The sequence below is a fragment of the Gorillibacterium sp. sgz306347 genome, from assembly GCF_059735245.1.
In genome coordinates this window covers 30727-42710 of the sequence record NZ_JCAPET010000004.1, presented here as the reverse complement: position 1 = coordinate 42710, position 11984 = coordinate 30727, and the positions used below count along the sequence as shown (strand labels likewise).

Here is an 11984-nt window from a genome sequence, read left to right as displayed (position 1 = left end):
CGCCGCTTTCTCGCCGTTTGTCACAGCTTCCGCGATGCTTATTCGCAGCTTTCTCGCCATTTGCTCACGGCTTCCGCGATGCTTATTCGCCGCTTTCTCGCCATTTGCTCACGGCTTCGCGATGCTTATTCGCCGCTTTCTCGCCGTTTGTCACAGCTTCCGCGATGCTTATTCGCAGCTTTCTCGCCATTTGCTCACGGCTTCCGCGATGCTTATTCGCCGCTTTCTCGCCGTTTGTCACAGCTTCCGCGATGCTTATTCGCAGCTTTCTCGCCATTTGCTCACGGCTTCCGCGATGCTTATTCGTCGCTTTCTCGCCGTTTGTCACAGCTTCGCGATACCTTTTCGCCGCCTTCTCGCCGTTTGTTACGGCTATCGCGATGCTTGTCACCGCTTTCTCGCCGTTGTTACGGCTTTCGCGATACCTTTTCGCCGCCTTCTCGCCGTTTGCACACGGCTTTTCCTCGGTGCTTTTTCGCCATTATCTCACCATTTGCTGCCTGCTTTCCTCGGTGCTTAATCGCCACTCCCTCGTTCCTTCTCGCTAGTTCCTCGCCGTCTCCTTCCTCCCCCTACCATTTTTCTTATCCGCTTTTTTCCGTTATTTAATGTTCTCCTTGCTTTTCTCGTATCAAAATCGGCCTGCGGTGCGTGGAGTGGAATAGACAGCCAATTTTTCGGCCTGATCCCTGGCTTAACCGGTCCGCAGCGGCGGCATGCAAAAAAGCTGTCCCAAGTCAGCTTTCGACTTATGGGACAGCCTTTTTGCAGTCTCTTTATTCCGGCCGGCTGACCGGCTTGCCGTCACCCGGCCAGCCGACTTCCTTTTCGCTCCACTCCCAGAGCCGCCGCGCCAACTCGGGATCGGTTGCCTTCGGCGGGAGCGGCTGCCGCTTCTTCCGGTAGTAATATTCGCCGCTTACGCCAAACGCCTCCTCGCTTGTCGCCAGGTGAAGGGCGGTTTCGGCGCCCTGTTCGGGGGTGAGAAAAAACGGCCGCAGCATACCGACGATCCGCTTGCCGAAGCCCGTTTTCCGGTCGATGCCGATGTTGGTGGCCACCGCGCCCGGATGCAGCGAATTGGCGGTCACCCGGGTGCCCCGCAGCCGCCGCGCCAGCTCCCGGGTGAACAGGATATTGGCGAGCTTCGATTGGGCGTAGCCTTTCACCACGTTGAAGCCGCGGGTCAGATGCGGATCGTCGAAATGGATTTTTCCCGCTTTGTAAGCTCCGGAGGCTACATTGACAATGCGCCCTTCCGGCGAGCGCTTCAGGCTGTCGAGCAAAAGCAGGGTAAGCAGAAAATGCCCCAGGTGATTGATTCCGATCATCGACTCGAAGCCGTCCGAAGTCGTCTGCCGCTTCAGCGTGACCACACCCGCGTTATTGATCAGCAGGTCCAGCGCCGGATGCCGCTCCGCAAAAGCAGCCGCAAACGCGTGAATGCTCTCAAGCGAACCGAGGTCGAGCAGCATCAGCTCGATCCGGTCGGAGCCGCTCTGCCGCATGGCTTCCGCCCGCGCCGCTTCTCCGCGTTCCGCGCTGCGGCATGCCATAATCACGCGGAAGCCGCGCCGGGCCAGGTCGATTGTCGTGGCGAGTCCCATGCCGGAATTCGCGCCGGTGATCACAGCCGTTTTCCCATTCATGCCAAGCTCTCCTTTAATGAGGCGGAATCGCCCCGTTCTTCTCGTCGCCCTCTTGTGTGGACTTCTTCGACGAAGGGAGGGGCGTTTCCTGCCTTTTCGATAGACGAACGGCTGAAGGAAACGCCCCGGAGAGAAGGATTTGCTTTATTCAGGTTTCGGTTCCAGCATTCCCTTTTGCATCGAACGGTACACCAGCATGGCGAACAAGCTGTTGGACCACGCAAACCACTTTCGCGTGAAGATGGTCGGATCGTCCGGATGGAAGCCTTCGTGCATAAAGCCCGTGTCCGCGTCGGTGGCGGCGAGCATGTCGATCAGCTCCAGCACTTCCTCGTCGTTGTCCGCGGTCAGAGCCTGCATAGAGAGAGCCATGTGCCAGACGTAGCCTTTTGGCGTATGGGGGCTGCCGATTCCTTTTGCGTATTTGCCGGTGAAATAGTACGGGTTATCCGGGCTGAGCGCGTACCGCCGGGTGTTCTGGTAAACCGGGTCGTCCGCCGGCGCATAGCCGAAGTACGGGATGGAGAGGAGGCCCGGCGTTCCGGCGTCGTCCATCAGGCAGTAGTTGCCGAAGCCGTCGGTTTCGTAGGCGTAGATCGGGCCGAATACCGGATGGCGGACGATGCCGTACGTTTGAATCCCGTAGTCGATTTCCTTGGCCAGCTTCGCGGCCCGTTCGGCGAGCCCCGTATCGCCGTAGACATCCGCCGCAATTTCGCGGATATGGTCAAGCACCACGACGGCGAACATGTTGGACGGAATGTTGTAGCCGAACAGACAGGCGTCGTCGCTGGAGCGGAAGCCCGACCAGCTCATTCCGGTGTAGTTTACGGGCATGCCGAGCCCGTCGTTTTGCAGCGTTTCCGAATTTTTGAAGCCGGGCCGGACAAACCGGTACGGCGATTGCTCGGCGTGGCGCTGCTCGGTTTTCATGACCCGCACCACCGTGGACAGTGCCTGATAGGCGGCGTCGTCGAAAATACGCGCGTTTCCGGTTTCCTTCCAATATTGATAAGCGAGCTGAACGGGGAAGCAAAGGGAGTCCAGCTCGTACTTGCGTTCCCACATCCAGGGCGTCAGGTCGCATTCGTCGCCTGCATTGTAGTGCTTGCCGCTCGCCGTTTCGTTAAACGCGTTTGTGTACGGATCAAGGTTGATATAAAACATTTGGCGCCGGATCAGTCCTTCGAGAATGCGCTGCAGCTCGGGGTCCTCTTTGGCGAACGGTATGTAATGTTTGACCTGTTCGACGGAATCCCGAAGCCACATGGCCGGAATGTCACCGGTAAAAACGAAGGTGGTTCCATCAGGCAAAAGCCTGGTTGTCGTTTCAAGCGTATTGGGAAAACAATTTTTGAACAGCTGGAGCAGCTTGGGCCGATGCGAAAGCTTTTGCTCCGCTTCTTTGAGCACCGCGTCGATGGAAGCCGGCAGGTTCATGCGGGAATCCCTCCTGGGTTTGTTTTCGGCAGTCTATGGTACCGTAAGACAGGTTCACATACCCCGGTCGGATGCGCAATATGTACATTTTGCCCCTTTGGCCGCCCGAGCAAAAATGACACATTCGGCCTGCGAAACGCGACAATTCACAAACGACATATTTACCGTGTCACCATAACTGCCTAGACTGAAACCAGTAAGCGTTTGCAGCCGGATTGATTCCGCTTACACAAATTTTTACAGGGCAGCAAACGTGACATAGACAGAGCTGCTATTCATTTTTAGGAGGGATGATGGTGAGAGAGGTCGCACCCCGCGGCAAACCGCTGTGGCGAAGAATGCTGAAGAACTGGGAGCTGTATTTGTTCCTGGCCCCGGCGTTCGTGTATTTTCTAGTTTTTCATTATTTCCCGATGTACGGAATCCAGATCGCGTTCAAGAACTTTATTCCGACAAGAGGGATCACGGGAAGCCCCTGGGTTGGCTTCGACCATTTCGAGCGGTTCTTTAACTCCTATTATTTCTGGGACTTGCTGTGGAACACGCTCAGCATCAGCTTCTACGAGCTGATCATCGGGTTTCCGCTGCCGATCATCCTGGCGCTCGCGTTCAACGAGATCCGCAACGGCCCCTTCAAAAAGACGGTGCAAACCGTCACCTATGCGCCTCACTTCATTTCCGTCGTTGTCATGGCGGGGATGATCATCACCTTCTTGTCTCCGTCCAGCGGCATGATTGTCCGCATTATTGAGGCATTCGGCGTCGATGCGCCGCAGTTCCTGACCGATCCGGCCTGGTTCAAGACCATGTATGTGCTGTCGGGCGTCTGGCAGAGCACCGGCTGGGGCACGATTATCTACCTGGCCGCCTTGTCCGGCGTCGACCCGCAGCTGCACGAGGCGGCGATCGTGGACGGCGCAAGCCGCTTCAAACGAATGCTGCACATCAACCTGCCGACCATTGTGCCGACCATTACGATTTTGCTGATTTTGAACATGGGCAATATCCTGGGCGTCGGCTACGAAAAGATCCTGCTGCTGCAAAACTCGCTCAACATGGAATCGTCCGACGTCATCTCGACTTTCGTTTACCGTTCCGGTCTTGTCAGCGCGCAGTACAGCTTCTCGACGGCCGTCGGCCTGTTCAACTCGGTGATCAACGCCATCATGCTGCTGCTGGTGAACCGGATCGCCAAACGCACCAGCGAGACAAGCCTGTGGTAACGGCCGAAAGAAGGAGGGAGACCAAATGGTAACGGCAATCAAAGAATCCAAAAGGGACAAGCTGTTCCTTCTGTTTAACTACCTGTATCTCTTGATCGCTCTGGTCGTGGTGCTTTATCCGCTGATTTACATCATCAGCGCCTCGATCAGCTCGCCGAAATTCGTCAGCTCCGGAGAAATGTGGCTGTTTCCGAAAGGATTTACGCTGGACGGCTACAAACTCGTGTTTGACAATCCGAAAATCTGGTCCGGCTACGCCAACACGATTCTTTACACGGTGCTCGGGACGGCGCTGAACCTGGCCGTCACGCTTCCGGCAGCTTATGCGCTCAGCCGCAGCGATCTCATCGGTCGCGGGTTCTTCATGGGCATGTTTCTCGTCACCATGTTTTTCGGAGGCGGCCTGATTCCGACTTATCTGGTCGTGAGGGATCTTCACCTCATCAACACGATGGGCGCGCTCCTTCTGCCTGTCGCGGTGTCGGTGTGGAATCTGATCGTCGCCCGCACCTTCTTCCAGTCGACCATTCCGCGCGAGCTTCAGGAGGCGGCCCAAATTGACGGCTGTTCCAATTTTCGCTTGTTTTTGCGGATCGTCCTGCCGCTTTCCGCGCCCATCATCGCGGTCATGGCCTTGTTCTACGGCGTCGGCCACTGGAACAGCTACTTCTCCGCCTTGATTTATTTGAATGAGGAGCACAAATTTCCGCTTCAGATGGTTCTCCGCCAAATCCTGGTGCTCCAGGAAATGTCGGCCGAGACGACCGGCGCCGCCATCAGCGGCGACATTGCCCGGGCCATGAACAACAAGGCGGAAATCGCCGCACTGGTAAAATATGCTGTCATCATTGTGTCCACATTGCCCGTCATTGTCGTGTATCCTTTTCTACAGCGCTATTTTGTCCAAGGGGTTCTGATCGGTTCGGTCAAGGGATGATAGCCCCGTTCACCGGAATTAATAAGCAAGGACTTGTCCTTGATTATTATAAGCACTGCCATCTATCACACTAAGGGAGGATTACGCATGCACAAGTTCCGTAAAGGTTGGGCGCTGCTGCTGTCGGTTGTTATGGTCATGACGCTGCTGGCAGCCTGCAGCTCGTCCGATGAGAAAGAAGCCGGTGCCGACTCCGACACCGCGAGTGCCGTAAACAAAGAAGGGTTCCCGATTGTAAACGAGCCCCTGACGCTCACCATGATGGGCCCCGATGTGGGGATGCAGAACTGGGATCAAATGCCCGTTATTCAGGAAATGGAAAAGCTGACCGGCATTCATCTGGAATTCCAAAACGCGCCGAAGGACAGCTTTGAAACGAAAAAGAACCTTGTTTTCGCCAGCGGCACGTACCCGGATATGTTTTTTGCCGCTTCCCTGACGCAGGCCGAGCAAATGAACTATGGCGAGCAGGGCATCCTGATTCCGCTTGAGGGCATGTTTGAAGAATACGCGCCCAACTTCAAAAAGCTGCTCGATGAGCGCCCGGACATCCGCAAGTCGATCACCGCGCCGGACGGCCACATCTATGCGCTGCCGGTCGTCGAAACGGCGCAGCCCTGGTACCGCAACCCGATGTGGTACAACGGCGACTTCCTGGAGAAGCTTGGCATCGAGAAGCTTCCGGAAACGACGGAAGAGCTGTACACGTACCTGAAACGCGTCAAGACGGAAGACCCGAACGGAAACGGACAGCCGGATGAAATTCCGCTGACGTCCGCCAACCCGCAAAACAACCTGCGCGACCTCCGCACCTGGCTCCTCGGCGCCTACGGCATTTACGAGGAGGAGCTGTACAACGACGACCAGGACGTCGTGCACTACACGCCGGTTGAAGAAGGCTACAAGGAATACCTGACGTTCCTGAACCGCTTGTGGCAGGAAGAATTGCTGGACCCGGAAAGCTTCTCGCAAACCGCCGACCAGAAGAAAGCGAAGGCGCAAAACAACCAGGTGGGCCTGTTCTCCGACTGGAACGCCTACATGACGCTGGGCGGAGAGCCGAGCATGGACGACCCGATGTTCACCCCGGTGCGCGGCGAGGGCGTGGAAAAGCCCGCCATTGCCATGAACCGCGGCATCACGGTCGGAGCGTTCGCCATCTCCAGCTCCAACCCGGCTCCGGAGGCTTCCCTGCGCTGGGTCGACTACCTGTACTCCTATGAAGGCGCCCTGCTGTTCAACAAGGGACCGGAAGGCGTGCTGTGGCAGTACAGCGACGAAGCGACGAAAACAATGGAATACCTGCCGGTTCCGGGCGGCGGAGACCGCGAGGAATACCGCGGCACGATTACGCCGGCCTACGGGATTCCGGTTCCGATGCTGAACACCGAAGACCTGCAAAAAGGCCTGCTCGGCGACTTCGACCTCTGGGTGCAGGAAGAGACGAAGACGAAGCTGGTCGACCAGGGCGCGCGGATTCCGTTCCCGCTCCTGTTCCTGACGCCGGAAGAGCAAGCCGAAGTCACCAGCATGAAGTCCGACCTTGACACCTACGTAAGGCAGATGGAAGCCAAGTTCGTAACCGGCGCGGAGCCGCTTTCGAGCTGGGACAACTACGTCGCCACCGTCAAGAAAATGGGCGGGGACCGCATGAAGGAAATCTACCAGACGGCTTATGACCGTTGGAAGAACAGCTGATTCTGTTTGAAAACCGATCCGCGCCGCCCGCAGACCGGGTGCGCGAAAAGGAACATGATTTGCCGGAAAGCCAGCTCTCCCTCCCGGGAAGGGTTGGCTTTCCCGGCCTATGGCCGCAAATACGAAAGCAGAGAGGAAGAACGCCATGAGTTACCGCGATGCGTCGAAGCCGGTGTCCGAGAGGGCGGACGACCTGCTCGGACAAATGACGAGAGCGGAGAAAATCGGGCAGCTGATCCAGCCCTTCGGCTGGAAATGCTACCGCAAAACGGAGAACGGCTCCATTGAATTGACGGACGCGTTCCGCGAGCAGATCGCATCGGGGGGCGTCGGCTCCCTGTACGGCCTGCTGCGCGCCGATCCCTGGACGGAGGTGACGCTGGAAACCGGCCTGACGCCGGAGGAAGGCGCCGAAGCGGTCAATCTGGTGCAGCGGTACGCGATCGAGAACACCCGGCTCGGCATCCCGATTCTGATCGGCGAGGAATGCTCGCACGGGCATATGGCCATCGGCAATACGGTGTACCCCGTGCCGCTGGCCATCGGCAGCACCTGGAACCCGGAGCTGTACCGCCGCATGTGCCGCGCCGTTGCGCGGGAAACGCGGAGCCAGGGGGGAGCGGCCACGTATTCGCCCGTGCTTGACGTGGTGCGTGATCCGCGCTGGGGACGCACCGAGGAAACGTTCGGCGAAGACCCGTACCTCATTTCCGAATTCGCCGTGGCTGCCGTTCAAGGCTTGCAGGGCGAGCGCCTTGACGCCGATGACAGCATTCTGGCCACGCTCAAGCACTTTGCCGGCTACGGCAGCTCCGAAGGCGGCCGCAACTCCGCGCCGGTGCACATGGGGCCCCGAGAGCTGCATGAGGTCGATCTGCTGCCCTTCCGCAAGGCGGTGGCGGCGGGCGCCCGTTCCGTCATGACGGCCTACAACGAAATCGACGGTGTGCCCTGCACGTCCAACCCCTATTTGCTCCAGGATGTGCTCCGCGACGCGTGGGGGTTCGACGGATTTGTCATCACCGACTGCGGCGCGCTCGGCATGCTCGTAAACGGCCATAATACGGCCGCAAACGGCGAGGAGGCAGTCACCCAGGCGCTGCGGGCCGGCGTCGACATGGAAATGTCCGGCGACATGTTCCGCGCCCATTTGGAGGCGGCGCTGGCTTCGGGCCGGCTTGGCGAAGCGGAGCTGGACCTTGCCGTGCGCCGGGTGCTGGAAATGAAGTTCCGCCTCGGCCTGTTCGAGCGGCCTTATGCGGATCCGGCTCAAGCAAAGGCGATCGTGGGCAGCGCGGAGCACCGCGCCTTGGCCCGGGAGGTTGCCCGGGAAAGCCTGATCCTGCTCAAAAACGAAAACCGGACGCTGCCGCTGTCCAAAACGATCGGAACGGTCGCCGTTATCGGCCCGAACGCCCATTCTCCCTATAATCAGCTGGGCGATTACACTTCGCCCCAGCCGAAGGGGCAGGTGGCGACGGTCCTCGACGGCATCCGCAGCACGCTGGGCGGAGACCCGGAGCGCGTGCTTTACGCACCGGGCTGCCGCATCCGCGGGGAGTCGCGGGAAGGCTTTGCCGTGGCGCTTGAGGCGGCGCGAAAGGCCGATGCGATCGTGCTCGCCATCGGCGGCTCCAGCGCACGCGACTTCGGCGAAGGGACCATCGACCTGCTGACCGGCGCGTCCGTCGTGACGGATCATACGGACAGCGAGATGGAATGCGGCGAAGGCATTGACCGCTCTACGCTCCATCTGCTCGGCGCGCAGCTGGAGCTGGCGCAGGAGCTGCGCAAGCTGGGCAAGCCGCTAATCGTCGTTTACGTGAACGGGCGGCCGATCGCCGAGCCGTGGATCGCCGAGCATGCCGACGCGATTCTGGAGGCGTGGTACCCGGGCCAGGAAGGCGGGCACGCCATCGCCGACGTGCTGTTCGGCGACACGAACCCGTCCGGCCGGCTGACAATCAGCATCCCGAAGCACGCCGGCCAGCTTCCGGTTTATTACTACAAGCGGCGGACGCGGGGCAAGCGTTACCTGGAAACGGATTTCAACGCGGCGTATCCGTTCGGCTTCGGCCTTGGCTACAGCGAGTTCCGCTACGAGAACTTGCGGGTGGAGCCGGCGGACATCGGCCCGGACGGCACGGCCGAGGTCAGCGTAGATATTACCAACGCCGGTTCGATGGCCGGTGCGGAGGTCGCGCAGCTTTACATCACGGATGACGCGGCATCCGTTACCCGGCCGGAGCGCGCGCTGAAGGCGTTCCGCAAGCTCTCGCTTGAGCCCGGCGAAACGCGCACGGTCACCTTTGCGGTCGGCCGCGAGCAGCTCGAGATGGTCGGGCCGGACCTGACGCGCGTGGTCGAACCCGGCGGGTTCACGCTTACGGTCGGGCCGAACTCGGCCGAAGGCCTGAAAGGCCGCCTGACCGTGCAGTAAGGCGGCTTAGCCGCCGGCTAAAAATCGCGCTATTTTGCACAGGCACGTACTAGTTAGGCAAATAGCAGCAAAAAAACGCCTTATTTCAAGGCGTTTGCGCAGGAAGCGTACGGTGCTATTCTCCTGCTCCCCCTTCCGGTTATTGGCCGGAAGAAGGGGAGGAGGCGTAATGCTTGCGGTATTGGCCGGGGGTCAGGCCGGTTTCTTTTTTAAACTTGCGGATAAAGTTCGGGGCGTCCAGATACCCTACCTGCTCGATGATGTCCTTCAGCGGAATGCTGGTGCTGAGGAGAAGGCGGCGCACCTCCGCCATGCGAAGCTGCCAGACGTACTGCGAGAAATTGCAGCCCGTTTTTTCCTTGAAGCTGCGGCTCAGGTAGGAGGCGGAAATAGAATACTTCAGCGCCACGTGCTCCAGGCTGAGCGTGTAGTCGGCGTACTGCCGGTCCACATAGGCGATGATGTCGTCCATCAGCGAATGCTGCTCCGTCTCGGTGTCGCGTTCCACTTGGCGGCAGATTTGTCCCGCCAGCGCGGTCAGCTTGCGCTCCAGCTCCTCCAGGGTTTCGAAGGACGTGATCACCGGAATGTCGGAGATGATGCTCGTCATGCCCCGCTCGGAGGCGACGCGCAGCAGCGTATTCAACAGGTCGAAGCAAACGCAGCGGAGCAGGGAAGGCGACAGCGGCTCATTTTGGATGTCATCGATGATGCTTTCAATCGTCTGCTCCGCAACCGCTTCGTTCCCTTGCTTGAGGCTTTGCTCCAGCTTGAGCATCGACTTCCGGGAAATCCAGAACGCTTCGGCTTTCGGCTCCGTCTGCTGCTCCGTCAGCTGGTCAAAGTAAGTGATGCGGTCCGGATTGCCAAGCGCCCGGTATTCCAGCGCCGTCGCCGCTTCGATAAAGGACTGGTTCAACGAGCCAATGCCGTCGTACAGCGTTCCCACGCCCACGGCGGGCGAGGGCCGCGATGCATCGGCGACGAGGGTCTGCACGGCCTCGACGATCCGGGCGGCCCGCTCCTCCGCCGGGCTGTCGCCCGCCGCCGGAAAGCGGATCATCAGCGCAAAACGCTCCTCGGGGGAAAGCTCGATGCCGTACACCATCGCCTGCTGCTCCGGGACCTCGGCCTCGCTCAGCAGCTCCTGCAGCTTCTGCCGCTCCGCCCAGGGCAGGCTGCCCGACGGGGTTTCATCCCAGGCCAGAATGGCGGAAAAATACAGCTCGTGCTCCCGCCGGAAATCAAGGCCGGCGCTTGCGATCAGCTGCTCGATCTCGGGATCGTCGGGCTTTCCGTATTTGAACAAAAGCAGCAGGCACTGATTGCGGACATAGGGCTGCTGCAAATCGATCCGGGCGTTGTAATCGCTGATCGTCTGGCGGATCCAGTCCCACTCGTTGCTTCGCTTCGCGGCGTCAAACGCGCCCGGGCGGCCGGTCAGCCCGGCAAATTCCATCAGGTCGCGGATCGGGTGGTACTGGCGCTTCGCCAGCGCCCAGGCGGCGATCAGGCCGGTCAGGACGGCGATGACAAATACGGCGTAAACCAGCGTTTGCACATGAGCGACGCGGCTGAAAAACTGGATGCTCGGCATCGACGTGACATAAAGCCAGCCGTTCGTGTCCGATTTTACGGCCACGACGGATTGCTGCTCGCCGTTCAGCGTCATGCTGTGGATGCCCGGCTCCAGCTTGGACAAGCCGGTAAGCTCCCCCGCCGGAATCGCGGCGCCTTGATTGTTTCCGGTCAATACCCGGCCGTCCAGATCGAAAATATAGCTGCTGCCGGAAAACCCGGTCAGGATCGAGTCCATCATCCCGGTCAGCTTGGCTTCATTCATGAGATAGACGACCATGCCGTGCGGATAAGGATCGTTGGGGGTGATCGGAATCATCAAAGTCAGCATGGATTCGAGGCGGGACCGGACCAGCACCTGCTCGGCGGGCCGGATCACGGGATGGACCGCCTCGTTCAAATCGCGCGCGATCCGCTCCTTGCTCCATTCGTCGAATCTGTAGACGCTGCCGAACGTGACGTTCAGGTCGGCCATGCCAAGGCTGGAGTAAATCACGGAGTCGCCGCGGTAGTACAAAAACAAGTCCTCGAGAATGGCGCTGTTGGCCTTGTATTTGCCCAGGGCGCGGATTGCTTCCTGGCTGTAGTAAGGGTGCCGGACCATGTAAGGGGTCAGCTGCTCGTCGTACGCGATTTGACCGGCAATTTCCTGGAGCTCGTTGATCCGGTGGTCGATTGTCGTTTTGACCTGGGTCAGCTGATTGATATTGGATTGCTCAATCTCCGATCGGAGGCTATTGGTGGCGTTTTCATAAACAAAAAAAGTAACGCAAGTGAGCGGAACCAGGAAGATCAGGATATAGGACAACACGTATTTCAGGAGAAGCCTGGACTTCAAAACACTCCAGCTTCCCTTAAAACGCGGAATGACGGACGCCTTGATTGGTCTTAGCACAGCTGCCTTCGCCTCCAGTTCCCGTTCGTTATTCAAGCGCAGCTTTGCAGCGCAGCGATTGCCTATCATTATGCAACAGATTCTTCGACATGAAAAGATGATATTTTTCGATATGATTCGACAG

8 protein-coding genes are annotated in these 11984 nt (G+C 59.0%); 5 read left to right on the top strand and 3 right to left on the bottom strand.

The genetic code is table 11. The annotated features are described in order from the left end of the window. On the top strand, positions 1-520 hold a 520-nt coding region (locus AC6I6H_RS03900), incomplete at its 5' end, for a hypothetical protein (RefSeq protein WP_497951547.1). Positions 521-776: 256 nt separating this feature from the next. Here AC6I6H_RS03900 and AC6I6H_RS03895 read toward each other — a convergent pair. Together AC6I6H_RS03895 and AC6I6H_RS03890 are read right to left on the bottom strand one after the other, a co-directional pair. After that, positions 777-1649, bottom strand: a complete 873-nt coding sequence (locus tag AC6I6H_RS03895; RefSeq protein WP_497951545.1) for an SDR family oxidoreductase — start codon at positions 1647-1649, stop codon at positions 777-779. Positions 1650-1793: 144 nt separating this feature from the next. Then, positions 1794-3089, bottom strand: a complete 1296-nt coding sequence (locus AC6I6H_RS03890; protein WP_497951543.1) for a glycoside hydrolase family 125 protein — start codon at positions 3087-3089, stop codon at positions 1794-1796. Positions 3090-3427: 338 nt separating this feature from the next. Between AC6I6H_RS03890 and AC6I6H_RS03885 the strand changes: the two genes are divergently transcribed. From AC6I6H_RS03885 to AC6I6H_RS03870, 4 genes are all read left to right on the top strand, one after another. Beyond that, positions 3428-4312, top strand: a complete 885-nt coding sequence (locus tag AC6I6H_RS03885; protein ID WP_497951861.1) for an ABC transporter permease — start codon at positions 3428-3430, stop codon at positions 4310-4312. A 25-nt stretch (positions 4313-4337) separates the two neighbouring features. After that, positions 4338-5249, top strand: a complete 912-nt coding sequence (locus AC6I6H_RS03880; RefSeq protein ID WP_497951541.1) for a carbohydrate ABC transporter permease — start codon at positions 4338-4340, stop codon at positions 5247-5249. A gap of 87 nt (positions 5250-5336) precedes the next feature. Next, on the top strand, positions 5337-6947 hold the full coding sequence (locus tag AC6I6H_RS03875; RefSeq protein ID WP_497951539.1) for an extracellular solute-binding protein: 1611 nt from the start codon (positions 5337-5339) through the stop codon (positions 6945-6947). Positions 6948-7092: 145 nt separating this feature from the next. Beyond that, the gene (locus tag AC6I6H_RS03870) at positions 7093-9387 is read left to right on the top strand and encodes a glycoside hydrolase family 3 N-terminal domain-containing protein (RefSeq protein WP_497951537.1); all 2295 of its coding nucleotides are present in this window, start codon (positions 7093-7095) and stop codon (positions 9385-9387) included. Positions 9388-9526: 139 nt separating this feature from the next. Here the strand turns inward: AC6I6H_RS03870 and AC6I6H_RS03865 are convergent, their stop codons facing one another. Then, positions 9527-11860, bottom strand: a complete 2334-nt coding sequence (locus tag AC6I6H_RS03865) for a helix-turn-helix domain-containing protein (RefSeq protein WP_497951532.1) — start codon at positions 11858-11860, stop codon at positions 9527-9529. Positions 11861-11984: the final 124 nt, after the last annotated feature.

What these genes read in the sequence shown, in the direction of transcription:
- AC6I6H_RS03885 (WP_497951861.1), top strand. Translation starts at nt 3,428, where the DNA reads ATGCTGAAGAACTGGGAGCTGTATTTGTTCCTGGCCCCGGCGTTCGTG.
- AC6I6H_RS03890 (WP_497951543.1), bottom strand. Translation starts at nt 3,089, where the DNA reads ATGAACCTGCCGGCTTCCATCGACGCGGTGCTCAAAGAAGCGGAGCAA.
- AC6I6H_RS03875 (WP_497951539.1), top strand. Translation starts at nt 5,337, where the DNA reads ATGCACAAGTTCCGTAAAGGTTGGGCGCTGCTGCTGTCGGTTGTTATG.
- AC6I6H_RS03895 (WP_497951545.1), bottom strand. Translation starts at nt 1,649, where the DNA reads ATGAATGGGAAAACGGCTGTGATCACCGGCGCGAATTCCGGCATGGGA.
- AC6I6H_RS03880 (WP_497951541.1), top strand. Translation starts at nt 4,338, where the DNA reads ATGGTAACGGCAATCAAAGAATCCAAAAGGGACAAGCTGTTCCTTCTG.
- AC6I6H_RS03870 (WP_497951537.1), top strand. Translation starts at nt 7,093, where the DNA reads ATGAGTTACCGCGATGCGTCGAAGCCGGTGTCCGAGAGGGCGGACGAC.